The organism is Synechococcus sp. MIT S1220 (genome assembly GCF_047303025.1).
Lineage (GTDB): Bacteria > Cyanobacteriota > Cyanobacteriia > PCC-6307 > Cyanobiaceae > Parasynechococcus.
The window spans coordinates 2,245,007-2,271,791 of record NZ_CP138939.1 but is presented as its reverse complement, the minus strand read 5'-3'; the positions used below and the strand labels follow the sequence as shown (position 1 = coordinate 2,271,791).

14 protein-coding genes are annotated in these 26,785 nt (G+C 53.4%); 6 read left to right on the top strand and 8 right to left on the bottom strand.

Annotated elements, in window-relative coordinates:
• Positions 1–448 precede the first annotated feature (448 nt).
• The 3 genes from SIB64_RS11490 to SIB64_RS11480 form a co-directional block, all read right to left on the bottom strand.
• A complete protein-coding gene (locus SIB64_RS11490) occupies positions 449–6,154 on the bottom strand; it encodes a SwmB domain-containing protein (protein WP_413440337.1) in 5,706 nt (1,901 codons plus the stop codon).
• Between the two features lie 735 nt (positions 6,155–6,889).
• A complete protein-coding gene (locus SIB64_RS11485) occupies positions 6,890–12,787 on the bottom strand; it encodes a SwmB domain-containing protein (protein WP_413440336.1) in 5,898 nt (1,965 codons plus the stop codon).
• Positions 12,788–13,445: 658 nt separating this feature from the next.
• Positions 13,446–13,784 carry a response regulator transcription factor gene (locus tag SIB64_RS11480; RefSeq protein WP_413440335.1) on the bottom strand — a complete coding sequence of 113 codons (339 nt, stop codon included), beginning with the start codon at positions 13,782–13,784 and terminating at the stop codon, positions 13,446–13,448.
• A gap of 13 nt (positions 13,785–13,797) precedes the next feature.
• Here SIB64_RS11480 and SIB64_RS11475 point away from each other — a divergent pair, with 13 nt between their 5' ends.
• Positions 13,798–14,046: a hypothetical protein gene (locus tag SIB64_RS11475; protein WP_413440334.1), complete on the top strand. Its 249-nt coding sequence runs from the start codon at positions 13,798–13,800 to the stop codon at positions 14,044–14,046.
• Between the two features lie 518 nt (positions 14,047–14,564).
• On the opposite strand, the gene SIB64_RS11470 is transcribed toward SIB64_RS11475, so the two are convergent.
• A complete protein-coding gene (locus SIB64_RS11470; RefSeq protein WP_413440333.1) occupies positions 14,565–17,258 on the bottom strand; it encodes a DUF3854 domain-containing protein in 2,694 nt (897 codons plus the stop codon).
• Positions 17,259–17,744: 486 nt separating this feature from the next.
• On the opposite strand from SIB64_RS11470, the gene SIB64_RS11465 reads away from it, so the two are divergent.
• Entirely contained in the window at positions 17,745–18,233 is a 489-nt protein-coding gene (locus tag SIB64_RS11465; RefSeq protein ID WP_413440332.1) for a hypothetical protein, read from the top strand.
• Between the two features lie 82 nt (positions 18,234–18,315).
• Positions 18,316–18,516 carry a DNA-binding protein gene (locus tag SIB64_RS11460; RefSeq protein ID WP_413440331.1) on the top strand — a complete coding sequence of 67 codons (201 nt, stop codon included), beginning with the start codon at positions 18,316–18,318 and terminating at the stop codon, positions 18,514–18,516.
• Positions 18,517–18,651: 135 nt separating this feature from the next.
• Here the strand turns inward: SIB64_RS11460 and SIB64_RS11455 are convergent, their stop codons facing one another.
• Both SIB64_RS11455 and SIB64_RS11450 read right to left on the bottom strand, forming a co-directional pair.
• The gene (locus tag SIB64_RS11455; RefSeq protein ID WP_413440330.1) at positions 18,652–20,574 is read right to left on the bottom strand and encodes an AAA family ATPase; all 1,923 of its coding nucleotides are present in this window, start codon (positions 20,572–20,574) and stop codon (positions 18,652–18,654) included.
• Between the two features lie 145 nt (positions 20,575–20,719).
• On the bottom strand, positions 20,720–21,943 hold the full coding sequence (locus SIB64_RS11450) for a hypothetical protein (RefSeq protein ID WP_413440329.1): 1,224 nt from the start codon (positions 21,941–21,943) through the stop codon (positions 20,720–20,722).
• A 114-nt stretch (positions 21,944–22,057) separates the two neighbouring features.
• Here SIB64_RS11450 and SIB64_RS11445 point away from each other — a divergent pair, with 114 nt between their 5' ends.
• The gene (locus SIB64_RS11445; protein ID WP_413440328.1) at positions 22,058–23,254 is read left to right on the top strand and encodes a DUF4336 domain-containing protein; all 1,197 of its coding nucleotides are present in this window, start codon (positions 22,058–22,060) and stop codon (positions 23,252–23,254) included.
• A gap of 5 nt (positions 23,255–23,259) precedes the next feature.
• On the opposite strand, the gene SIB64_RS11440 is transcribed toward SIB64_RS11445, so the two are convergent.
• Both SIB64_RS11440 and lepB read right to left on the bottom strand, forming a co-directional pair.
• The gene (locus tag SIB64_RS11440; RefSeq protein ID WP_413440327.1) at positions 23,260–23,613 is read right to left on the bottom strand and encodes a DUF760 domain-containing protein; all 354 of its coding nucleotides are present in this window, start codon (positions 23,611–23,613) and stop codon (positions 23,260–23,262) included.
• 45 nt (positions 23,614–23,658) lie between these two features.
• Complete coding sequence (lepB, locus tag SIB64_RS11435; protein WP_413440326.1) at positions 23,659–24,285, bottom strand: signal peptidase I; 627 nt, start codon at positions 24,283–24,285, stop codon at positions 23,659–23,661.
• Positions 24,286–24,831: 546 nt separating this feature from the next.
• Between lepB and SIB64_RS11430 the strand changes: the two genes are divergently transcribed.
• Together SIB64_RS11430 and menD are read left to right on the top strand one after the other, a co-directional pair.
• Complete coding sequence (locus SIB64_RS11430) at positions 24,832–25,014, top strand: hypothetical protein (RefSeq protein ID WP_413440325.1); 183 nt, start codon at positions 24,832–24,834, stop codon at positions 25,012–25,014.
• Entirely contained in the window at positions 25,014–26,723 is a 1,710-nt protein-coding gene (gene menD / locus SIB64_RS11425) for a 2-succinyl-5-enolpyruvyl-6-hydroxy-3-cyclohexene-1-carboxylic-acid synthase (protein ID WP_413440324.1), read from the top strand. Before SIB64_RS11430 ends, menD begins: the two co-directional genes overlap by 1 nt.
• The last annotated feature ends 62 nt before the right edge of the window (positions 26,724–26,785 follow it).

The window sequence follows — 26,785 nt, the reverse complement described above, 5'->3', positions numbered from 1 at the left end:
TTGCCCGGGCGTTTGAGGCTGTGTGTGGCATCGGCGAGAGTTGAATTGGATTCACTGATAGTGTTCAGGGTTGGTATGTGTGCATTGAATCGGTTGGCCAGAACACCTGGGAGAATGGGATGGGGCTGAGATCCGTCCATCAACTTGAGATCAGAGAATCGGGGGATGGCAAGCAATCTGCGTGCAACTGAGGGCGTCTCGGCGGAAGATTAGCGCTGGCCCTAGTTGACGCTGCTGCCAATGAAGAGCATGTTTTTGCCGAGGGTTTAAGAGGCTTGTCCTTAAGTAGTCCCAGCTTTTTTGTGCAACTGGGCTTAGTTGTGTGCAAGTAGGTGTGATTTAGTGCTGTTGTTGATTGGTTGGGATTGTGAGGCAAACACCCATCGCGCAGCGGTGACAGTGGGTTGTTGGCACCGGCGAGCGATTGATTGAGCGATCTGAATGCGTGTTAAATCAAATCGGAGTGCGTTGAGAAGAGATCGTTGGCGAGAAGGAAGGGATTGTTCGTGTTGTCGTTGAAGGGATCAAGGGCGGAGTGTTGCTGACCAAAGAGCCAGCGGCGTTCGATGTGTTGAGGTTCGGGCTCGAACCGACGACGACGGGGGCCACCACCGCCACCACCGCCGCCACCACCGCCGCCACCGCCGCCACCGCCACCACCTTCTCCACCACCACCGCCGCCACCACCGCCTTCTCCGCCGCCGCCTTCTCCGCCGCCACCACCACCGCCTTTGTTGTCATCACTTGGTGCTGGCTTAGGCCCGGATGGTGGGGCTGGTTTTGGAGCAACGGGTTGCTCGGGTCCAGGCTGTGCAGGAGTTGGTTTGGGTGTTGCAGGGAGTGTTGCTCCTGGTTGAGGGGCACCGGGTTTGGTTGCACCAGGCTGTTGTGGACTTCCGGGTTTTGGAGCAATGGGTTGCCCAGTTCCAGGCTGACCAGGCGCTGGTTTCGGTGTGGTGGGGAGTGTTGCGCCGGGCTGTGCCGGAGCAGGTTTGGCTGCACCAGGCTGTTGTGGGCCACCAGGTTGTTGTGGACCAGCAGGCTGTTGTGGACCACCCGTGATCGGTGATGGCTTGTTGTCGTCCGTAGGGGTATCAGGAGCGGAGGGTTGATTGGGCTTGTCGTCGTCCTTGTCGCCTTTGCTGCCCTTTCCGCCTTTACCGCCAGAGGGTTGGTCGTCATCTTTCTCACCCTTACCTCCCTTATCTCCTTTACCGCCTTGATCTGCTGAGGGTTTGTCGTCGTCTTTGTCGGGTTTGCTGCCTTTACCTCCCTTATTGCCAGAGGGCTTGTCGAGGTCTTTACCTCCCTTACCTCCTTTACCGCCTTGATCTGCTGAGGGCTTGTCGTCGTCTTTGTCGCCTTTGCCACCTTGATCTCCTTTACCGCCTTTGTCTCCAGAGGGCTTGTCGAGGTCTTTATCTCCTTTGCCACCTTGATCTCCAGAGGGCTTGTCATCATCTTTCCCTTCCTTAGTCCCTTGATTGCCTTTGCCGGGTTGATCCCCTTTGCTGCCTTTATTACCTTTGTCGCCTACGGGTTTGTCGCCGTCTTTGGGTGGTTGGCCGGTGATCGGGTCGTTGCCATCAACTAGGTCATCACCATCGAAATCGATGGAATGTTTTTTCTCGAATTTTTGGAGTTTGGACTCAGAGAGATCCTTGGGTTTGCCTTTGGGGATGGCAGGACCTTTTTTGCCTTTGAATTGATAGTTGCTTTGAGTAAAACCATCGTTTTGCTCAGCGATCACACGGAAGCCTTTTTTCGTTGTGATCGCCCCGGTGACATCATCAGCGGCGATGAGAGCACCATCTTGATTTTCGAGTTCGTTGAATTTTCTTGTTGATTGGCCGGGTTTGAGTTTTTTCTTGGAGGTGATGATGGTGCCATCGGCAATTTCATACACGGCTTGACCATTTTTGGCCTTTTTGTGGTTAATGAGAACTTTTTTGATGGTGGAGTTGATGACATTATTGATGACGGTTTGTGTGTCAAATGATTCAACATTGCTGCCATCGCTGCTTTGAACGGCGGTTTTGTCTTTGTTGGGTTCCTCGTATGAGACGGTGACGGGTTGATTAAAGGAAATGGCTTGATCGAGGGTGAGTTCAACGGCATTGGTTGAGACCGTTGCATCTGTAATTGAGATGTCGTTATCAGCAGCGGTAACGGTGAATTTATTGGCATTTAAATCGTTATCACCTAAGGCCATGTCAAAGGTGAGAGTGATGGCGGAGCCGTCGTCATTGGTGGCGGCATTGATCAACTCTGGAGCATCAGTGTCTGCGGGGATGACGTTATTTTCAGCGATGAAGGAGGAGAGTGTTTCAGCGCGATTGCCGGCGGCATCTTGAATGCCGCTAATCACGGCCCTGCTGCCCTCGGGTGGGTTGTAGGAGATGGAGACGGCATCGCCAGCGCTGATCGTTTCCGCTGGTGTGAGGGTGACGGTGCTGCCGGAGATACTGGCGGCAGAGGGTGAGTCGCTGGTCAGCCCAGCGATGCCGATCAGGAAGTGGCTAGGGCTGACTCTGTCTTTGAGGAGTTCGTTGTAGAGGAGGCTGATGGCGTTGCCGTCCTCGCTGGTGGAAGCGGAGACGAGGGATGGAGCGGTGGTATCGAGAACGTTGTTGGTGATCGCTTGAGCGCTGAGACCAGCAGAGGCATTGCCGGCGTCATCGCGAAGGGCGGTGCCGCTGTAGCTGACGGTGACGCTGTCGCCGTTGTTGATGGGATCGGTGGTTAGATCAAGGCTGACGGTGCTGCCGTCCACCGACACCGAGGCTGGAGTGAAGGATTGATCAGCGGCGGTGATCGTGAAGTCTGAGCTGAGGGGTAGGGAGGTTGAAAGGAAGGATTCGTCGTAGTTGAGGTTGATCAGGGTGCCGGCAGTGTTGGATTCAGCGCTGAGGAAGGCTGGAGCGGTGGTATCGAGAACTTGGTTGACGACGCTGATGTCGCTCAGGGCGGCAGCGGCATTGGGGGTGCTGGCGAGATCCTGGAGGGCGGTGCCGGTGTAGGAGAGGCTGACATTGCTGCCATTGGCAATGGCAGTGGCTGGTGTGAGGACGACGCTGTTGCCGGAGATGGCGATCAGTGTCGGTGCCGCAGCAGTGCCATCGACGCTGATGCTGAAGTCGGAGAGTGCTGGAGTGGAGGAGTCGCTGAGAGTTTCGCTGTAGGAGAGGCTGATGGCGTTGCCGTCGTTGCTGGTGGAAGCGGAGGCGAGGGATGGAGCGGTGGTATCGAGAACGTTGTTGTCAACCGGCTCGTCAATCAGGGTCTCAGCAGCGTTTCTGGCGGGGTCTTGGAGAGTGCTGCCGCTGTAGGAGAGGCTGACGCTGTCGCCATGCTGGATGAAGCTGTCATCAGAAATCGAGAGGACAACGGCATTGGCATCGATGGCAATGGCTGAGGGGCTGATGCTGAGATCGGAGCGATCGGTGCTAATCGAGAAGACCGTTAGGTCGTCTGGGATGTCGGAGGGATCGAGCTGTTCGGAATAGAGCAGGGTGAGCTCGGAGCCGTCGTCATTGGTGGCGGCAGAGCTGAAGGTTGGCGGTGTGGAATCGATCGTGTAGTTGACAACCGATTGATTGCTCAGATTTGGAGCAGCATTGCCGGCATCGTCGAGGATGGATTTGCTGTCGTCATCTGATGGCGAGTAGGAGAGTGAAAGGGTGTCGCCAGCAGAGAGGGGTGTGTCAGAGGAGAGGCTGAGGGTGACGTAGTTGTTATCGACGGAGACGGAGTCGATGACGGCATCGCTATTGCTACTGCTCTCGATTTGAAATTGCTCGACGGTTGGAATCGCAACGCGGCTGAGCGATTCATCGAAGATCAGGGTGATGATGGTGCCTGTGCTGTCGGTGCCAGCCTGCTCCAGTTCGGGAAGCAGGGTGTCGATGACGAAAGCGGTGGTGGAATCCTGGAGTGCTGCGACATCGCTGTTGGTGTAATCGAGGATGTCAGAAATGGTGAGTGTGGTGTCGCTGCTGAAGGAGGTGTCGTAAGTCTCAATGACACTCTGGAGTTGCTCGAGCGTGCCTGTGATGCTGGAAAAAGAGCTTGGCTCGAAGGTGTCATCACCAGCAAGATCAAGGAGGATGTCTGCTGAGATATCACCCTCGATGGTTTCAATGTTTGAGAAATCAAGTGTGGCTTCTGTTTCAGCTTCCAGAAGCGATTCCAGTTCAGTGCCGCTTACATCAGAGCTGGAAACTGTTAATACTGTTTCAGCTGAAATGTTTGAATTCTCATTGATGTAGGTGATTAAATTATCGATTGTGTCTGTAAGATCGCCAGCGCTGCTTTGATAAATGTCATTGGTGAAAGGGTTGGCCATGCCAACAACACCAGAGCTGAGCTCTTCTGCAATATCAGATGAATCACCACCGTTGGATCCCCAAGTGATAACGGAGCCGTCTTTTTTCAGAGCCGCGAAGGCGGACCCAGTTGAGAAGATTTGGCTGACGCCAGAGGAGAGATCTGCTGAAACATCAGATGAATCACCACCGAAGGAGTCGTAGCCCCAGGTGATAACGGAGCCGTCGTCCTTCAGAGCCGCGAAGGCGGATCCAGTGGAGAAGATTTGGCTGACGCCAGAGGAGAGGTCGACGGAAGCTGAATTACCACCGTAGGAATCGTTGCCCCAAGTGATAACGGAGCCGTCTTTTTTCAGAGCCGCGAAGGCGGATCTAGTGGAGAAGATTTGGCTGACGCCAGAGGAGAGGTCGACGGAAGATGAATCACCACCGTAGGAATCGTAGCCCCAGGTGATAACGGAGCCGTTGTCCTTGAGTGCCGCGAAAGCGTAACCAGTGGAGAAGATTTGGCTGACGCCAGAGGAGAGGTCGACGGAAGATGAATCACCACCGTAGGAATCGTAGCCCCAGGTGATAACGGAGCCGTCTTTTTTCAGAGCCGCGAAAGCGTAATTATTGGAGAAGATTTGGCTGACGCCAGAGGAGAGGTCGACGGAAGATGAATCACCACCGAAGAATTCGTAGCCCCAGGTGATAACGGAGCCGTTGTCCTTGAGTGCCGCGAAGGCGTAACCAGTGGAGAAGATTTGGCTGACGCCAGAGGAGAGATCTGCTGAAACATCATCCGAGTCACCACCGTAGGAAGAGCCGCCCCAAGTGATAACGGAGCCGTCGTCCTTCAGAGCCGCGAAGGCGGATCCAGTGGAGAAGATTTGGCTGACGCCAGAGGAGAGATCTGCTGAAACATCAGATGAATCACCAGGAGAGGTCGAACCGATGAATTGGGAGCCCCAAGTGATAACGGAGCCGTCGTCCTTCAGAGCCGCGAAGGCGTTCCAATTTGAGAAGATTTGGCTGACGCCAGAGGAGAGATCTTCTGAAACATCAGATGAATTACCACCTAAGGGTTGGGAGCCGAAAGTGATAACGGAGCCGTCGTCCTTCAGAGCCGCGAAGGCGCTGCTAGTGGAGAAGATTTGGCTAACGCCGGTGAGACCAACTGCGTCAGATGATTCAGTGCCATTGTAGGAGCTCCCCCAGGTGATGACGGAGCCGTCCTCCTTCAGTGCCGCGAAGGCGTAACTATTTCTAAACTCCCCCGTTGTTCTGCCTGGATAGGTTGGAGGGATATCTGTGTAGGTCGTGAATTCTCCCAGTTGATAGGACCATGCGCGTTGTTTGACCTGAGGGATCGGCAGTGCAGGTTGCCGGTGGATGTCGCTATGGCGACTGGAGAGTTGCCAGTGGCTTGTGTTGCGATCGAGGCGACCGAGGGCTTGATCGCTGGCCCAGACCCTTGCACCGCTCAGCTCTTCTAAAACACTGATGAAGCTGGGATCCGCTGCGGTGGAGCAACTCCAGAGTGCGATGGTGTCGACATGCCAGGCCTTGAGCTGCGCATGCTGCGCGATCAGGCTTTGCCTGTTGATTTCTGATTGACCCAGCAGAAGCACACCGGGCTGGCCATGACCAACCCAATGCAGGGTCTGCACCGGCTTGCCTTGTTTCCGTTTTGTTGAGAGTGCTCGACTGATCAGTGCGAGGGGCTCTTGATCCGCGTTCAGCCAGAGCACTGGACTTTGGCTTTGCGTTAGGAGTTCGCGTATTTGTGGGCAGTGAGCATCTGCCACCAGCAGGGTGGACGCGAGATTCGTTTGCGTGGCGTTCATCCCTACTGAGTGCTCTTTTCTTTGATTGTGATGCAGGTATTGGAGATGCACAACGCTTACAGTTGATCTTGAGTAAGTGTTTTAATTTATTTCACCATTCAGGATGGCAGAAACTGTTGATATGGGATGTTGATGTTGAAGCCTTGTTGATGACACATTATTCCCTATTGCGTGGTGACTGCAATTGTTTCGGCGCGGTATGGGGAGCATGTCTGAAGCATTGGAAGTTAACCATTAACTGTCACAGGAAAGAAAGTTATTTGTTTAATCGATTAATTGATTAATGTTTGTTGTTGCGATTTCCTCGAAAGGGGCTGGGTTGAAATCAACCTAATCAGCGAATCAATCGTGAAGCGCTTGCTATTCATTGGCCCCTCAATTGCTCATCAGGTAATTTGCATAGGCTTTTGTCTCCATGCACAGTCAGGGTCTATGGAACATTAACTTGAGGGATGGCAAGCAATCTGCGTGCAACTGAGGGCGTCTCGGCGGAAGATTAGCGCTGGCCCTGGTGGCCGCTGCTGCCAATGAAGAGCATGTTTTTGCCGAGGGTTTAAGAGGCTTGTCCTTAAGTAGTCCCAGCTTTTTTGTGCAACTGGGCTTCGTTGTGTGCAAGTAGGTGTGATTTAGTGCTGTTGTTGATTGGTTGGGATTGTGAGGCAAACACCCATCGCTCAGCGGTGACCGTGGGTTGTTGGCACCGGCGAGCGATTGATTGAGCGATCTGAATGCGTGTTAAATCAAATCGGAGTGAGTTGAGAAGAGATCGTTGGCGAGAAGGAAGGGATTGTTCGTGTTGTCGTTGAAGGGATCAAGGGCGGAGTGTTGCTGACCAAAGAGCCAGCGGCGTTCGATGTGTTGAGGTTCGGGCTCGATGCGCCGACCACGAGGACCGCGGCCGCCGCCACCGCCGCCACCGCCTCCTCCACCGCCTTCTCCACCACCACCGCCACCGCCTCCTCCACCGCCTTCTCCACCGCCGCCACCACCACCGCCGCCACCGCCGCCACCGCCACCGCCGCCACCTTCTCCACCACCGCCGCCGCCGCCACCTTCTCCGCCGCCACCTTCTCCACCACCGTTGTTGTCATCACTTGGTGCTGGCTTAGGCCCTGATGGTTGCGTTGGTTTTGGAGCAACGGGTTGCCCAGGTCCAGGCTTTGCAGGAGTTGGTTTGGGTGTTGTGGGGAGTGTTGCGCCTGGTTGTCCCGGAGCTGGTTTGGGTGCACCAGGCTGTTGTGGACTTCCGGGTTTTGGAGCAATGGGTTGCCCAGGACCAGGCTGTGCAGGAGTTGGTTTGGGTGTGGCGGGGAGTGTTGCGCCGGGCTGTGCCGGAGCTGGTTTGGTTGCACCAGGCTGTTGTGGGCCAGCAGGCTGTTGTGGACCACCCGTGATCGGTGATGGCTTGTTGTCGTGCGTAGGGGTATCAGGAGCGGTGGGTTGATTGGGCTTGTCGTCGTCCTTGTCGGGTTTGCCACCTTGATCTCCTTTACCGCCTGAGGGCTTGTCGTCATCTTTCTCACCCTTACCGCCCTTATCGCCTTGATTTCCTTTGTCTCCCTTACCTCCCTTATCTCCTTTACCGCCTGAGGGCTTGTCGTCGTCCTTGTCGGGTTTGCCGCCCTTATCGCCTTGATTTCCTTTGTCTCCCTTATCTCCTGTACCGCCTTTGTCTCCTGAGGGCTTGTCGCCGTCTTTGGGTGGTTGGCCGGTGATCGGGTCGTTGCCATCAACGAGGTCATCACTGTCGAAATCGAGTTGATATTTTTTCTCGAATTTTTGGAGTTTGGACTCAGAGAGAGCTTTGGGTTGCCCTTTGGGGATGGCAGGACCTTTTTTGCCTTTGAATTGATAGTTGCTTTGAGTAAAACCATCGTCTTGCTCAGCGATCACACGGAAGCCTTTTTTCGTTGTGATCGCCCCGGTGACATCATCAGCGGCGATGAGAGCACCATCTTGATTTTCGAGTTCGTTGAATTTTCTTGTTGATTGGCCGGGTTTGAGTTTTTTCTTGGAGGTGATGATGGTGCCATCGGCAATTTCATACACGGCTTGACCATTTTTGGCCTTTTTGTGGTTAATGAGAACTTTTTTGATGGTGGAGTTGATGACATTATTGATGACGGTTTGTGTGTCAAATGATTCAACATTGCTGCCATCGCTGCTTTGAACGGCGGTTTTGTCTTTGTTGGGTTCCTCGTATGAGACGGTGACGGGTTGATTAAAGGAAATGGCTTGATCGAGGGTGAGTTCAACGGCATTGGTTGAGACCGTTGCATCTGTAATTGAGATGTCGTTATCAGCAGCGGTAACGGTGAATTTATTGGCATTTAAATCGTTATCACCTAAGGCCATGTCAAAGGTGAGAGTGATGGCGGAGCCGTCGTCATTGGTGGCGGCATTGATCAACTCTGGAGCATCAGTGTCTGCGGGGATGACGTTATTTTCAGCGATGAAGGAGGAGAGTGTTTCAGCGCGATTGCCGGCGGCATCTTGAATGCCGCTAATCACGGCCCTGCTGCCCTCGGGTGGGTTGTAGGAGATGGAGACGGCATCGCCAGCGCTGATCGTTTCCGCTGGTGTGAGGGTGACGGTGCTGCCGGAGATACTGGCGGCAGAGGGTGAGTCGCTGGTCAGCCCAGCGATGCCGATCAGGAAGTGGCTAGGGCTGACTCTGTCTTTGAGGAGTTCGTTGTAGAGGAGGCTGATGGCGTTGCCGTCCTCGCTGGTGGAAGCGGAGACGAGGGATGGAGCGGTGGTATCGAGAACGTTGTTGGTGATCGCTTGAGCGCTGAGACCAGCAGAGGCATTGCCGGCGTCATCGCGAAGGGCGGTGCCGCTGTAGCTGACGGTGACGCTGTCGCCGTTGTTGATGGGATCGGTGGTTAGATCAAGGCTGACGGTGCTGCCGTCCACCGACACCGAGGCTGGAGTGAAGGATTGATCAGCGGCGGTGATCGTGAAGTCTGAGCTGAGGGGTAGGGAGGTTGAAAGGAAGGATTCGTCGTAGTTGAGGTTGATCAGGGTGCCGGCAGTGTTGGATTCAGCGCTGAGGAAGGCTGGAGCGGTGGTATCGAGAACTTGGTTGACGACGCTGATGTCGCTCAGGGCGGCAGCGGCATTGGGGGTGCTGGCGAGATCCTGGAGGGCGGTGCCGGTGTAGGAGAGGCTGACATTGCTGCCATTGGCAATGGCAGTGGCTGGTGTGAGGACGACGCTGTTGCCGGAGATGGCGATCAGTGTCGGTGCCGCAGCAGTGCCATCGACGCTGATGCTGAAGTCGGAGAGTGCTGGAGTGGAGGAGTCGCTGAGAGTTTCGCTGTAGGAGAGGCTGATGGCGTTGCCGTCGTTGCTGGTGGAAGCGGAGGCGAGGGATGGAGCGGTGGTATCGAGAACGTTGTTGTCAACCGGCTCGTCAATCAGGGTCTCAGCAGCGTTTCTGGCGGGGTCTTGGAGAGTGCTGCCGCTGTAGGAGAGGCTGACGCTGTCGCCATGCTGGATGAAGCTGTCATCAGAAATCGAGAGGACAACGGCATTGGCATCGATGGCAATGGCTGAGGGGCTGATGCTGAGATCGGAGCGATCGGTGCTAATCGAGAAGACCGTTAGGTCGTCTGGGATGTCGGAGGGATCGAGCTGTTCGGAATAGAGCAGGGTGAGCTCGGAGCCGTCGTCATTGGTGGCGGCAGAGCTGAAGGTTGGCGGTGTGGAATCGATCGTGTAGTTGACAACCGATTGATTGCTCAGATTTGGAGCAGCATTGCCGGCATCGTCGAGGATGGATTTGCTGTCGTCATCTGATGGCGAGTAGGAGAGTGAAAGGGTGTCGCCAGCAGAGAGGGGTGTGTCAGAGGAGAGGCTGAGGGTGACGTAGTTGTTATCGACGGAGACGGAGTCGATGACGGCATCGCTATTGCTACTGCTCTCGATTTGAAATTGCTCGACGGTTGGAATCGCAACGCGGCTGAGGGATTCATCGAAGAGCAGGGTGATGATGGTGCCTGTGCTGTCGGTGTAGGCCGCTTCCAGGGAGGGCGGGATGGTATCGCTGACTAAAGCGGTGGTGGAGTCTTGTAGTGCGGCGACATCGTCGTTGCTGAGGTCGTCGATGTCGGAAATGGTGAGGGTGGTGTCGCTGCTGAAGGAGGTGTCGTAAGTCTCAATGACACTCTGGAGTTGCTCGAGCGTGCCTGTAATGTTGACGGCAAAAGAATCAGCGAAGCTGGCCGTGGCGACATCGGCCATGCTGAATAAATCAGCGGCATCAAGTTCGCTGCCGGTGATGGTTAATGTGAGCTCTGCGGATTCATCTATTTCAGAATGATATGCCTCGATGATGAGAAGAGAAGCAAGATCACCTTCAATGGAGCTAAGCGTTGAAAGATCAAGCGACCGTGTTGTCTCTGCGATGGAAAAAGCGTTAACGAGCCCGACATAGTCCGTTGTTGAGAGGTCGCCTGTGACGCTGATGGTGACGAATGTATTGATGTCGGTATCGTCTGAGCTTGCGATGAGCTTTAGATCAGAGACTTCACCGGAAATGGTTGAAACATTGGTAAGGTCAAGAGTCGCATCGGTGCCTGAATCAATCAGTTCTGCTAAGTCAGCTGCATCAGCATCAGAGCTGGCAATAGTTAATATTGTTTCGGAAGATAGATCTGGATTATCGTTGATATGGGCGATTAAATTGTCAATGGTGTCTGTAAGATAGACAGCGCTGCTTTGATAAATGTCATTGGTGAAAGGGTTGGCAATGCCAACCACACCGGAGCTGAGCTCTTCTGCAACATCAGATGAATCACCACCGTTGGATTCGTAGCCCCAGGTGATAACGGAGCCGTCGTCTTTCAGAGCCGCGAAAGAGTAATTATTGGAGAAGATTTGGCTGACGCCAGAGGTGAGTTCTTCTTCTACTGAGGATGAATCACCGCCGTAGTCGGAGTCACCCCAAGTGATAACGGAGCCGTCGTCCTTCAGTGCCGCGAAGGCACGACTAGTGGCGAAGATTTGGCTGACGTCAGAGGAGAGATCTGCTGAAACGTCAGATGAATCACCGCCGTAGGAATCGTTGCCCCAAGTGATGACGGAGCCGTCGTCCTTCAGAGCCGCGAAGGCAGAAAGAGTGGAGAAGATTTGGCTGACGCCAGAGGAGAGATCTGCTGAAACATCAGATGAATCACCACCGTAGGTGTCATAACCCCAAGAGAGGGCGATCCAGAAGTCCCAAGTGATGACGGAGCCGTCTTTTTTGAGTGCTGCGAAGGCACCATTATTGCCGAAGATTTGGCTGACGCCTGAACTGAGCTCTTCTTCTACTGAGGATGAATTACCACCGAAGGAATCGTTGCCCCAAGAGATGACGGAGCCGTCGTCTTTGAGAGCGGCAAAGGCACCTTCAGTGGCGAAGATTTGGCTGACGCCAGAGGAGAGATCTGCTGAAACATCAGATGAATTACCGCCGAGGGTGTCATAACCCCAAGTGATGACGGAGCCGTCTTTTTTGAGTGCTGCGAAGGCACCATTATTGGAGAAGATTTGGCTGACGTCAGAGGAGAGATCTGCTGAAACGTCAGATGAATCACCGCCGTGGTTGGTGTAACCCCAGGTGATGACAGAGCCGTCTTTTTTGAGTGCTGCGAAGGCGGACCCAGTGGAGAAGATTTGGCTGACGTCAGAGGAGAGATCTGCTGAAACGTCAGATGAATCACCACCGTAGGAATCGTTACCCCAAGTGATGACGGAGCCGTCTTTTTTGAGTGCTGCGAAGGCAGTATTAGTGGAGAAGATTTGGCTGACGTCAGAGGAGAGATCTGCTGAAACATCAGATGAATTACCACCGTAGGAATCGAAGCCCCAAGTGATGACGGAGCCGTCTTTTTTGAGTGCTGCGAAGGCAGTATTAGTGGAGAAGATTTGGCTGACGTCAGAGGAGAGATCTGCTGAAACATCCGATGAATCACCACCGTAGGATTCGTTACCCCAAGTGATGACGGAGCCGTCCTCCTTCAGTGCCGCGAAGGCGTAATTATTTGTGAACTCCCCCGCTGTTCTGCCTGGATAGGTTGGAGGGATATCTGTGTAGGTCGTGAAGTTTCCCAGTTGATGGGACCATGCGCGTTGTTTGTCCTGAGGGATCGGCAATGCTGGTTGCTGATTGCTGGTTGCTAGTTGCTGGTGGATGTCGCTATGGCGACTGGAGAGTTGCCAGTGGCTTGTGTTGCGATCGAGGCGACCGAGGGCTTGATCGCTGGCCCAGACCCTTGCACCGCTCAGCTCTTCTAAAACACTGATGAAGCTGGGATCCGCTGCGGTGGAGCAACTCCAGAGTGCGATGGTGTCGACTTGCCAGGTCTTGAGCTGCTCATGCTGCGCGATCAGGCTTTGCCTGTTGATTTCGGATCCACCGAGCAGCAGCACACCAGATTGGCCATGACCAACCCAATGCAGGGTTTGCACTGGTTTGCCTTGTTGCCGTCGTGTTGACAGAGCTCGACTGATCAGTGCGAGGGGCTCTTGATCCGCGTCCATCCAGAGCACTGGACTTTGGCTCTCCGAGAGGAGTTCGCGGATTTGCGGGCAGTGTGCATCTGCCACCAGCAGGGTGGACGCGAAATTCGTTTGCGTGGCGTTCATCCCTGTTGATTGCTCTTTTCTTTGATTGTGATGCAGGTATTGGAAGATGCACAACGCTTACAGTTGATCTTGAGTAAGTGTTTGAATTTATTTCACCATTTAGGATGGCAGAAACTGTTGATATGGGATGTTGATGTTGAAGCCTTATTGATGACACATTATTCCCTGTTGCGAGGAGACTGCAATCGTTTTGGCGCAGTATAGGGAGCATGTCTGAAGCATTGGAAGTTAACCATTAACTGTCACAGGAAAGAAAGTTGTTTGTTTAATCGATTAATGTTTGTTGTTGCGATTCCCTCGAAAGGGGCTGGGTTGAAATCAACCTAATCAGCGAATCAATCGTGAAGCGCTTGCTATTCATTGGCCCCTCAATTGCTCATCAGGTAATTTGCATAGGCTTTTGTCTCCATGCATAGTCAGGGTCTATGGAACATTAACTTGAGGGATGGCAAGCAATCTGCATGCAACTGAGGGCGTCTCGGCGCAGGACCAAAGCTGGCCTTGGTGGCCTCTGCCGCCACTTAGCTCCTAATAGCAGCAATCTGTTTGAAGTGCTTGCCCCTGAGTTGTCCCTGGAATTTTGTGCAACTGGTCTTGATTGTGGGCAAGTTTTTGCTATGCGATAACTGATTTCAATCAATCGAAAATCTGAGAATGTTCAAAGACCAGCGTGGATAGCAACAAGAGCAAGCTTGACCCTGTCGGAGAAGCCCAACTTTTGCCTCACGCTTTTTAGATGCGACTTCACTGTTTCCTCGCTGACAACCAGTTTTTGAGCAATCTCGTCATTTGTTAGTCCTTTACCAAGCTCTGACAGAACTTCTCGCTCCGCTCTTGTTATCTTTTCGCACATCTCCAGTGCATGGGCATCTGATCTGCTTACGACCTCGCTTACTGCCTTAGGAACCCACGTACCACCTTTTCCGACTGCCGCAATTGCCTGAGTAGCGCCACCACTGCAGGCTTCCCAAGGTCTTGAACCCCGCCACAAAGCCAACGCTCAAAAAACAGTGGACTGCCTGTGGAACGGCACCCCAATCTCCTGCACAGTGGAGCACACAATCAACGCCCTGAACTGGAATGTTTACATCAACGGCAATAAAAACAGTTACAGAATCGAACAACAGCGCGTTTACCTGACAGACCGAAATGGTCGTCAATCATCAGAACCGGTCAGCGCCAATCTTGTTCCCAGTCTTGGTTTGGTTGTCAAAGACAGGCAAGGCGGTGTGTTGGTTGTGCCTTTCCAATCACCGTGATGCGCAGTGAACGGTGCTGTCTCGCCAGAGAGTACAACCTCCGCCATTGCTGACGGGGTGGTGTGTGTGAGGTTTTGTCGGGAGGTCGATCAACATACTCAAGCTTCTCTATGAGTTTGATTATGTAATCAGCGAAAAGACTCATAACTTGCGTAAATTCATTCCGGGAAATGATTTGGCATCCATTATTCGGAATTATGCCTACATGGGGCAATACTAATATTTGGGAGCAATGTAGAACGGCTGTGATTGCAGTTCACTTCTTAGGGCTTGGAGGCTGTCGCCCTGATCATAGATTTCAATCGCCGAATAAATTGGCAATAACTCGCGGCCTGATTCATCCTGTTTGAAATTCTTTGAAAAACTAGATTTGCTGTCGGGCATTGATCTTTATTTAACTGCCTGAGTATTCCGATCAATCCGTCATGGCTTCAATAAGATCGATCATTTCTGTGAAGGTTCCCGTTTTTGTAGTGGGCTGTATAGACCTAAAGACCCCACTACAAAATTTGGAACCCCTAGAGGTCGGTTACTTCGTATCGGTAGCCCAGTTCTCCGGCTCGCTTTACCCGTTTCCCCTTGGTGGTGAACCCTGCCACCTTCAATAGCGCCTTGGCGAATGTTGCCTTCACGTCATCGTCTGGCCCTGGAATCACGATGCGACCGCCAAGGACATCACGCAGTTCCCGGGCTTCGTGCTTGTTGAGGCTCTGCACTTCCGCTGCCATGGCGAGGAATTCAGGACTGTCAGTGGTGAAAGAACCAGCCGAAATCAGGTCGTGCACCCTGACCTGCTGCAGCCAGTGATAGGCATGTCTGGGGTCTACTGCTCCCAAGTCCACCCATGTGCCGTGCTTCGCTTCCCTGTCCGCTTCTGAGCTGGCCTGCTCAATAGTCTTCTGACCAGTCATGACCTCATGGAGCAGCTCAGTGCGACGGTCCAGCTGAGCCTGCTTGGTCTGCTTGTCCCGCTGCGCCTTAGGGATGACAACGGCGTTGTCGCTGATCAGTTCATCAAACGATCTGAGGTTGTAGCCCTGGTCAATGAGACGGCAACGCAGGATGTGTTTGTTGTTGAGTGCTTCGTAATTCGTGCGAGCTTCGAGGGCGACTGAGTAGCGCACGGTTGCCGGGTCAACCCCTGACAGGTGTTGCCCGTATAGCTTCTGCATCGTCGGATCAATCGCAGTGAACCTGGCACGGTTGACCTCTTCTGGAGATGTCCGCCCAGTTCCGATCTTTGCCATCGGTGCTGATACAGGCGACAGAATGATCCGCCGCTCTGCGCTGCGTGCCCTGGCGACGGCCTGCATGGCGTCTTGGGGGCCCATCGCGAACTGCTGAACACATGTTGCGATACCAACCGTTGAGGCCTCATAGGAGATGCCCGAGACAACGGCAGGGCTGTAGCCAACTAAGGGGTACTGAGCCGCGACAGAGTTGGTGTTAGCCATCAACGCAGCGACTTCTTCGCTCTTGGAGTTGTCGCCGTGGATCAAGAAGCTGCGAGAAAAAGGAGCGCTGAACGATTCAAGAGCCGACTTCTCTCCCATCGAGATCCAGATCTGCTGGCCTTGATCAATGGTCTCTCCGCACAGCTGTTGGAGCTTGTCGATGTTGTCGGCAGTGGCGGCGCCATAGAAGAGGTTGGCCCGCCGGCGAATGGTCGTGTTGATGACCTGTGGTTCGACGCCAGACAGGGCCTGCAGCCATTCCAGTTCGATGTCGCCGATACCCGCCTCAGCAGCGATGACGATGACTTCAGGATTCCGGATCAACCGTTCGAGCGTCTTGATGGCTTCTCGTCTGATCTTGGGCATTGCATCCGTGCCATCCAAAAGCAGATGCAGTGCTGCCTGGGTGACTTCATCGAGGAACAGGACTGCTGGCCTGGGGGTCTCCTTTAGCTCGTTACTCCACCTACACAGCTCCCATTCGCCACTGTCTTTCTTTATCGATTCACAGCAGCAGAACAGACCGTCCCGGAGCTTTCCCTGTTCACGGTCAACAGTACCCAGAGGTGAACTGAGATCCCTGACGCCGAACTCTGCTGCACCTTTATGAACAAGCGAGGCCCGGTGATAAAGACCCAGCACAATGATTTTCTGCCCGAAGGCCTCCTCCATTAGGTCGATGGCACCAACTGAGGCTTTCGTCTTGCCAGTACCTGTGGGCCCCTCCAGGGCGATCACTCGACTTTGCTTTTGGGCTTGGATAATGTCCATCGGTTCGAATTCCCGATCGATGGTGGTTGTCCTCCAGTCGCCTTTGATCCGTGAGTAATGCCCCTTCTCGACCTCGTTCAGATTGAAGCTGTCGGTTTGATCAGCTGAGCGGTCGAACGTCCCAGCGACCAGCGCCTTTCCTTTCGCAGCGAAATAGTCGTCTGTTTTAGCAATGTCTGGATCTGTCCAAGTGAACCAGTTGGCATAAGCTCCGGCTCGATTCAGTTGCCCTGTCAGACGTTGTGCCGCGCGTTCTGAGTGACTGCCGTTGTCGAATCGGACCACCATCCGACGGCCGCCCTTGGCGAGCATCCGTAGAGGCACGCGGAGGCGATCTGAGCGGGTCTTCTGTCCACCTGAGTTGATGCCATTAATGCCAACAGCGAGCTGACCATGAGAGGTCGAAGACAACGCCTTTAGAGCTGACTCCTCGACCCAAATAGGGACTGCCGGGTTGCTGAAAATGAACTTCCATGCCGTCTCAGGTGAGTAATCCTCACGGGGGCAAATGAACCCGTGATGATCCAGTAAGCGCATTGCGTGCTCCCATATCAGCGGTGGGAGGTAAACCTTCACCTCGCAACCGGTGCAGTCGAATCGCACCTCTCCCTTTTCACCGGTTCGAATGCTGGGGTGTTTGCGTTGGCCTGCGAATTGCAGCCCAGGCTTGATCACACCTTTTGTAGTGATGTGGACGCTGTAGAGGTTCCAGTTCTCGGGTGGAGTTGATCGGAACTTGCGATCCTTCAGGCGGCTGATCGATCGCTCTCGACAGGCGACCTCGTTGTTTCTCAGATCAGGGTTTTCCCTAGCTGCATTGATCTTTTCCCGTGCTTTGCGGTCGAGAGCATCACGCCAGCCTTCGTCGGCCCCAAGGGTGAACGTTCCGCTGACGTAATCATCTGGATCGATTAAGTGATTTAAGACCAACTCGTTTCGAAGTTGCTCAATTTCGCTGGGCTTGTTGCCCTCAAAAGTTTTCTTCATTGCACTGGTGGAAAGTGGAAAGTCCGGACCCACCAACCGCGCTCCACCAGGGGCAATGAAACCCTCTGACGCAGTTGGCTATCCGGTTCGGGAGATCAAGCCCGAAGTTGTTTGGCGAAAGCGTCTTAACTGCTCTCGCCGGCAGTTTTCCGAAGGCTTTAAGCCTTATCTCGAAAAAAGGCGACCCATCAAGCTACCCATCGTTTCACTTGTTCTCCAGCGCAGAGACTCCTGGAGCTATCACGGACTGTTAAGTAGGTAGAGAAACGCTTTCCCTGATAAGGCACTCCATCACAATCCTGTTAACATCTTTTCGCGTAAATAGACTTGGAAACAGAGGATGCCCGCTACGTTATGAGTGTTTCCCGGGTAGTGAATTCACTTGAACTCAAGATCCCAATTATCAGGAAGACATAGACCTCATAAATGAATCTCAATGAAGCTGAGTGGAGCTCATTGGAAACCTTAGGGAAAGCATGTTTATCGATGTCCTCCTTTCCCCAGCTTCCCGGCGAGCCTGCAGATGCCTTCGAGCAGCTCTTATTACACCGAGACTTTGGTCCTGGTCGCCAGTTCAGTCGGACAGCGGAAGTTGTGGGGTGTTCTGAATCGACCCTCCGCCGACGAGCAGAACAGTGGAACTGGGTCGAGCGCCTGGCCAAATACGACTCGGGGGTGCTTCAACAGACCTCAGAAGCACGAACGGTGGAGGATCTTGAGCGCTACAAACACCAGCTCGAGGGCTTCCGAGAGGAGCAGCTAGAGCGCGCGCGAATCGTTGGAAAACGTGCAGAGGAATTGCTTGTTCTCGTCGAGCGCAGCTTGAGGCACCATCTCGAAGCAGGCACTGTTCTGCAAGGGCGAGAACTACCTTCATTGATTGCCGCAGCTTGTAAGGCCTACGAAGGGGCCATGAACATCGAGGCGACTGCTCTTGGGGTCGCAGCTTTTCTTGAGGATGACGCTAGAGCATGAAACGCTTGCTAATTCCCTAGGTCAGAGGCATTCCCATAGGTTGAATTCACCACTGGTAGGTTGATGTAGTGACTTAACTCAGATGTCAAACGCGCCTATTACCTGGATGCGCACTCGTGAATTGGCTTCTTATCTCGGAGTTCACCGAAATACTCTTGGAAACATGCTTCGGCAAGGTCTTTTGCGCGATGGTATTCATCGTCGCAAGATCAATCCACTTGCTCCACGGGGTGAATTTCTCTGGAACCAAGAAGCCGTTTTGATGACTCTTGGCCGTCTTTGACTTTTTAGTGCTGACATAGGGATAAGAGGTTCAGAAAGCTCGTTATGCAAGTGCCTCTTAGTGGCTTACACAGCCTCTTTGTTTTACAGTCGTAGGTCTGGTGAAATGATTTCAAAGATCCTGCATCTGCTCTACTTAGATAGGCATTATTTCGATGGTTTCTGGATGCATTTCTTTCGCTTTTTCTAGGATTTTATATACGTCCGACGAAGGGTCTTCGATGTGAAGTATAAGAGTATCAATTGCTCGGGTAAGTGGAATCATGAGCCATTGGTTGGCATGCTCTATCTTTGCCTTCTGCTCGTCTATCAAGAGATCTTCGCTTAAGTCAATGTCACTGCTCTGAATTTTGTAATCGTAAAATTTATCTAGAGCAAAGCAGACTACAGTCCAGCCTTCGAGGCCTCGGCAGGAGTCATATTGCACAATTCTAAACTGATCGACGCTTGTTGGGTAGTTTTCTCTTGTGTCTTTTTGGGTTCCATCCCAAGTCTGTTGACCCCACTCGCTGTATTGATTAGATAGTTTTGATGCTCTACCTTCGTTGGTTTTTTCTACCCAGGCTGGTGGCACGCAGTACAACAGGTCAATTGGTTTATTCCCATTGGATTGAGACGTCTTTAGGAGCTTTCTGTGTAGATTTTCGCTTAATCCGTCACCTGTTACGACATACAGCTTGCCACCATCTACCTCGGGCATGGGTTCAAGGTCCCAGTCTGCAATATTTAATAAACTGGCGATTGTATTGATTGCTCTGCAGAGCTGATGTTTTGTGCGCATACACTTGTATAGCCTTACCACCTGCGACTCTTTGTTGGTAATGCCAACTCTCCAGTTAATCGGATCGTTGCTCCGAACAAGCTGATCTACTCCATCTGCTATGACAATATTGTGATGTGAATAAAACTTGTACAAAAGATCTCTCTCTGTTTCTGGCCAGTCTTGAGATTCGTCAATGAACAGAAGGTCCCACATTAGCTCTCTGCTGTTCTTTCTTTTGCACTTTTCAACGTCGTTTTCTTGAATTACTTCGTTCTCGATGAGTTCTATTGTCTGTTCCTTCATTCCTTCGTATTTTTCCAGAAAATTGTCTGTTTTATTTTCTATTACTCCAAGGCCTACCATCCATTGCCGAATGAATGAGTGTATTGTTTTTACTGACATTCCTTTGCTGCCAATAGAATTTCTTATTCCCTGAATCGCCAGTGTTCTATTGATGTCTGCCACGAGTGATTTGTTGTATGTAAGGATTAACGCGCGAAGTCCAGTTTCGTCATATGCATAATTTGCAATCTGAATGAGTCGAACGGTTTTTCCGGTCCCACCTCTGCCTCGGATGATCAGAAGTTGACTCCCTAGATTTTTTGCCCATTTCTGTTTCTCTTTATTGATAATATTTTTGCTTAAGGCTTCAATTGATCTTCGGTCTTTTTTGGACATAGTAATTTTTCGGCTGAAAATCTCGTAACTCTCTTTCACTCCTGCTGAGTTTTTCCAGCATGCTTTTATGCTCTTATAGCCTCTGTCGGGATTTAGAAGTATTATTTTGTCAATGAAGTCTTGCCACTTAGCGTCACTTCCTAGAATGTTGTGGTCAGTTTTTGGCAGGTCTGTGCTGGGCAGGTTGGTTAGCCAGATAATATTGTTGATAAAAGGGGATTTAATTTTGTTGTTAATGCTACTTTCGATATATGATTTTGCTGAATATTTCTGACGTTCTGATTGGTCGCTGACGTTATGCCATGAGCCGTTGTACTTAACTTCGCATGTTGCGCCTTCGAATTGAATGCTGTCTCTCGAGTGCCCTTTTACCTCTATAGTTGCTATGAATGAGCAAATCCTTCTTCCATCCTCTGTCGCTTTATGTCCCTCGGGATCGTCGTAGAAAAGCATTAGGTCTATGTCTTGAGGATTTTGTCCATAGCATTGGACATTTGATATCACGTAAATTTTGCATGCGGTCGATAAATTTTTTTCGTTTTCTTCGATCAATTCTCTAAGCTTGTTTGCCGCAATACTTTCTTCTGTCTCTGATTGTCTGAGATTGACTTCAATCATTTGACTCGAAGGCGATTGTGAATTATGCATCTTGGCACCGTATTATTTTACACTGAATTATCAAATCAGGATTTTTATTATCTACATGATTTCAAAATGCTGTAAATGCGTCAAGTGACTGTATCGGAGTTGTTCTAGATGTTCTTCAACCGAAGACTTCTTTGATGATTTCGTGTGAGCGGAATCTGTGATGGTCCGCGTAGGTTTTGCGAAGCATCTCTTCTGAAGTTGAGAGCAGACCTGCGATCTGAAGTAAGTCCAATTGCCTGACCTCCAGTAGTCGTCGGGCCGCGTTATGGCGCAATGTTCGTAGGCCAATCAGATCGCGGTCTTCCTTTAAGCCTTTTTCATCCGAGAGTTCCCGCCAAATCCAGCCATGCACGGCGCCAAGCTCTTGCTCTGTCTTGCGTTGCTGATCCTGAGTGGGCTTCTCGTCCCAGGGGCTTGCTGCGAGTCGAAGTCGCTCGGGTGCCTGTTGTAGACGTTGAGGTCCGACGTTCTCTAAAAGATCACGCCAAGAGGGGCAGAGGTTGGCGGGGCGGTTTCTGCCCCGTTTGTTGTCTTGGCAGCGCACGTAGCTCCCAACGGCTACTTCGACATTGCCTTTCTCCTTCCACATCAACTCTGAGGACATCACCATGGATCCTCTTGCGCCTGTAAGGGCAACCCAAGAAGTGAGCCAGGCCGCGGCGTGGGCAAGCTCGGATGACTTGGCTCGATCCCAGAGCGACAGGATCACCCTTTGTATTTCAGATGGCTCAACAGGTTCTCCCTGCCCTGCCGCTGGCTCCTTGTAGGCGTTTTCTTGGCCCGGGTTCAGTCTTTTCCCATCAGTCGCGATATCGAACAAGAGGCATGCAGCAGAGATGGAATCGCGCCGGCTTCTTGCTTCTGCTGGCCAATGTTGGATCCATTTCAGTAGGTCTTCACGACTAGTGGCTCGACCGTTGTGATCGCTCAGCCACTGCACGCAGGATTTCAGCCATTTCACCCTTCGTGCAGCATGTTTCTCGGAATTCCCTGAGGCCTCGATGCGGTTCAGTGCTTGCCGCTGGTAGACGCCCAATGAGCTTCCAATAGGACCCCCTGCGGTGCGCCTGAGGTCTTTGTCGAAGTTCGCCAGGGCTTGGTCAACGGCTCTTGAGATCGCAACGTCGGGATCGTCGTAGGAGGAAGACAGCTTTAGCCACTTCTGATCTCCCGATCCGTCAGCTCGTGTGTTGAAGGAGAGATAGATGAGCTCTTCCCCTGATGGCCTGGTTTTACGCCGCAACGAGAGGCCGTATCGATCAGAGTGAACCGTCCGGAGATACTGGGAAAGGCGCTTCAGCCTTGCGCTGTTGCGGCGCTGCCCAGTCGACTCTGACATTTAGGGACAACGTGGCATGTTCGCCAAATTTATCCCTGAAATGTCCCTAAAACCACTTGCACAAGGTTTTGCCCACATGCACAAAAAGAGTTCATGGAACAGCTGATCTAAGTGATGCCAGTTGATCTGAGTGCAACTGAGGGCGTCTCGGCCAAGCACCAGCGCTGGCCCTGGTGGCCGATGCTGCCGCTCTATCCGTATGGTCGCCGCCGTACCGTCTTCAGTGAGCTGATCCCCGGGCAGCTCTGGAGTCTGGAGCAGCTGCAGGGGGTCTATTACGTGGCGGTGCCCGTGCGGCTCACGGTGGCCAAAGTGCCAGGAGGGCTGATGCTGGTGAATCCCTTGCCACCAACAGGCGAGGTCCTTCAAGCCATTGCCAATCTGGAAAAGCAACACGGCCCGGTTCGCACGATCGTGCTCCCTACCGCCTCCGGCTTGGAGCACAAGTTGCCGTTGGCGCCGCTTGCCCGTGCCTTTTCGGATGCGGAGATCTGGGTGTGCCCCGGGCAATGGAGTTTTCCATTGCCTCTTCCGTTGTCCTGGTTGGGAATTCCAGCCTCACGCACCAGAGTGTTGCTGGAGGACGGGGTCCCTCACCCCGAGGTTTGCCAGTGGCTTTCGCTTGGGCCCCTCGATTTGGGTGTGGGTCGCTTTCAGGAGGTGTCGTGCCTGCATCAACCCTCAGGAGCGTTGCTTGTCACCGATGCCTTGGTCGGCATTGCGGCCGAGCCCCCGTCTTTGTTTGATCTTGATCCCACGCCGCTGCTCTTCCATGCCCGTGAACGGGGAGTGGAGCCGCTCAAGGATTCAGCCGAAGCTCGTCGTCGCGGCTGGGCACGCCTGGTTCTCTTCGCGTCTTATCTGCGGCCAGAGCTCCTCGATGTTCCCGATTTCAGTGCTGTCATTGGTGATGCGCTGCGTCCCGGTTGCCGTTCGGGCCGTGCCCATTTCGGCCTGTATCCCTTTCGTTGGAAAGCGGGTTGGCAAACCGCTGCAGCTTCATTGATGGGCGACGATGCGCCACGGCTTCAGATTGCACCTGTTCTTGAGCGCCTGGTTTTGCCGAGGGCACGTTCGGCCATGGAACAGTGGCTACAAGCCGTTGCAAAGTTAAAGGGCTTGGCCTGGTTGGTGCCGGCCCACTATTCAGCTCCGTTGATATTTAGTGCGGAACAGGCTGTTGCGCTGCTTGATTCTTTGGCCTTGCGCGATTGGGCACCAAACACAAAAGATTGGACGTTTCTTGCAAACTTGGATCGTCAATTGTTGAAGCGGGGCGTTGTTCCAGCAGAGCCAGAACCACCTGATTGATCCCCTTAGAGATTGAGTTCGTCGTCTGCAGAAACAGCCATCTGGTCATCCGAAAACAACGTTTCTTCCAGTTCCTTACGTTGCTCCATCTGGCGCAGGAAATAACCAGTCATCATCGCTGAAGCCAGCATGTTGGCGAGGTTGTCACGATTGGCAGTGACTTTGACTTCAAAGTGTTCACCGGGCAGCATCCCGAGCAACCCTTGAACATTGTGGCGAATGATGTCTTGGATATCGTTACTGGCTGATTTTGCTACGCGTTGGAGTGTGTCTGGTGATTGTTCCTGGAGGTATTGGATCAGGCTGTTTCCCGCTTGACCGTCGTTGTTCTCAGTGGTCAAGAATTCGGGGTTGAACATCCCGTTATCTCCATCACGGCCCTGACCCTACCGCAGGCACTGCGTTCAAGCTTGATCATTTGGGGTGGAGAACCGAATTGGACCGAAACGGTTCAAGGGCCAGTACCGCCAAACGGCTGTGCCAATCACGTTCTTTTCAGGAAGCGGGCCCCACAGGTGCGAATCGAGGCTGGCATTGCGGTTGTCGCCCATCACCCAGAGTTGATTCTCAGGGACAGTGACCATGTCCATGGCGTAGTCGATCGGTTGATCAATCCAGGATTCAACGATCGGCGTTCCATTACGTCTCAGTGTGCCTTCCCGCACCTCGAGTTGATCGCCTGGCCGACCGACCACACGTTTGATCAGAGCTGCGTTCGGGTCGTACCCGGCATCCACGAGCTGTGATGGAGGGGCAAACACCACAACACTGTTGAGGGGTAGATGCTGGTGTTGTTGATGGGCCAGAGAGGGCCTGATCTTCTCCACCAGGATTCTGTCCTGTAATTGCAGGGTTGGAAGCATGGAGCCGGATGGGATCCAGCGGGGCTCGATCACCAGCCAGCGCAACAAAAGCGCCACAAGTGCCCAGAGGATCAGGCTTCTCCAGAACCCTTGTGGCGAATCAGGACGTTGCTCGTTGGAAGACGGTGTCAACTGGATGTCGTGGCCACTGAAAGTCTGATGCTTCATCGCGACGGTGGCTCCGTTGGATCAGTGCAACGGGTTCCAGTGGCTTAAAGAGCCCAAGCCCAGCACCACCCGGCTGTGCTTTAACCACAACCCCTTCGTGCGGGCAAGATGGATTTGATCAGCAATGGATTACCTCTGGGCTGCATCAATGTTTCAACTGTCGGATCTGATCACATTGAAGACAGAAAAGACTCTTTGATCAAAGGAACGCCAAAGGAAAAGGAGTCTTGCCTGGTTTCTTGATTGGCGTTGGGCTGTTGAAGAGTCTGAGGTTGCTCAAACTGATCATCGGTTGGTTGAGTCCCTAGGAAAGCCAGCGATTCAACTTTGCAAAAACGAAGTGTTTTTCAGAATCTTCATCTCTCATCCCGGGTGGGTTGGAAAGCACATTGTTCATCCTGGAACGATGCCGATCATTGTTTGAATGCGTTCAATCCAAAATACAAATCTGCGTTCATCAAACCCCTGAACCCTTGTGAAAGTTTGCATGGCTGCATCAAAGATTGCTTGCTGCTCGGCAGGGCCTAATCGATCAGCGTTGATCCCATGCGGCTCCAGGGCTCAAAGCAGGCCACACGAGTGATCTTGAACTTCAGCTTGTTGCTTCGTGCTGCTTTGGGTTGTTTGTTCGATCAAGACGTTGCAGCAGGATTGAAGAAGCAGGAGCTGGTTGTCTGTCGGTTTCACGCGCCAATCTGGAGGCTGCGATTGCGCTGGTTCAGTCGCTGATGCGCCAGGGCCTGCGTCGGGTTGTGCTCTGTCCAGGCAGTCGGTCTGGTCCCCTTGCCGTGGCATGCGGCCTTATGGCAGCTCGTACTGACCTTGATCTATGCACAGCCATCGATGAGCGTTCAGCAGGGTTTCTGGCGCTCGGGCTGGCGATGGCTGAAGGCCGCGCCGTTGCGGTGATCACCACCTCAGGAACAGCCGTGGCCAATTTGCTCCCAGCGACGGTGGAAGCCGATCGCTCCTGCCAACCGCTGCTGCTGCTCACGGCCGATCGGCCGGTTCGGTTGAAAGCCTGTGGTGCCAATCAGACCGTCAATCAGGAGGACTTTCTCCGTCCAGCCTGCCGATGGTTTGATTCTGGTCCCCTCGATGGTTTGCATCATGCTGATGCTGTTGCTCTCGAGGATCTAAGCCAGCGCTGCTGGCTGAATGCCCATGCTCCTGAGCGGCTCCCGCCTGGGCCGGTCCACTGCAATCTCCCCTTGGAGGAGCCCTTGCATGCACCCCTGGCGGATCAGGAGGCTCTTCTTCAGCAGCTATCCGCCATCGCTTCTCCAGCGGCGGTGCTGCTCCCCGCTCACAACGACGCTTGCTACTCCACTGCGGGTAACCCGACTGCGTGCATCCCTGGCCTCGACCCCAGCAAGCCAGGTGTTGTGGTGGCAGGCCCTTGGCGCGGGCTTGCCTCCCAACGTTCTGCTTTTCAAGAGGCCTTGGAGCATTGGTTGCAAATCAGTGGTTGGCCTCTCTTTGCTGACCCCCTCGCTCGATGCCCCCTCGATCATCCGCAACGCATTCACCACTGGGAGTTGCTGCTGTCCAAGGAGATGGGGCATCCCGCAGATTGTCAGGTGCTTCGCCTTGGCCCTCTGCCGGCCAGTCGTCGGCTGGAGCAGTGGTTGAGCGATGCCTCGGGCGATCAGCTCTTAATCACCGAAGCGGAGTCTCGGCCGCTCGATCCCTGTCGTAAGGCGTTGCAGTGGAGTGGTGGTTTTGCCACCTGGCTCGCCGCGACCCAAGAACGGATCACCACTCCAACAGCACCGTTTTCAGAGCCGCCTTGGCTTCAGGCGTGGCGGCTGAAGGACCAGGCGATTGCGCGTTACCTCGACACAACCCTGCCTGCTGTCGGTGCTTGTTCGGAGCCCGCCCTGGTTCGTCAGCTCGCTCGGCTTCTACCGATTGGCTTTCCCATGATGCTGGCGGCCAGTTCGCCCGTTCGCGATTGGATGATCTGGACAGGGAAGCAGGGTGTTCAACGCGATTGTTACGGCTTCCGTGGGGCCTCAGGGATCGACGGCACTCTTTCGCTGGCCATGGGCCTGGCGCTGGTGCGGGGCCCCCTTGTTCTTCTCACGGGAGATCTTGCCTTGTTGCACGACAGCAATGGCTGGTTGCATGCCGCGCAACGGAGCATTCCGTTGTTAGTAATCCTGATTGACAACAACGGGGGTGGGATTTTTCAGCAGCTACCGCTCGAATCGTCGCCAGAGCGTTTTGAGCAGTTGTTTGCCATGCCCCAGCCGGTTGATCCCCTGGAGTTGGCAGCAGCTCATCGGATTCCAGGTCGGGTTGTGTCCTGTCTCGAGGATCTCGCTGTTGCCGTCGACTGGGGGATTGCCCAGCAGGGTCCTGCGCTGCTGCGGATCTGCACCAACCGCAGCAGGGATGCCCAGCTCCGCCAGCAGCTCAGGGCTCAACTGCCCTGATCGAGGATCGAGTTCGGATCCATATGGCCCATCCAAGCGTTTAAAACAAAAAAGCAGTCGCA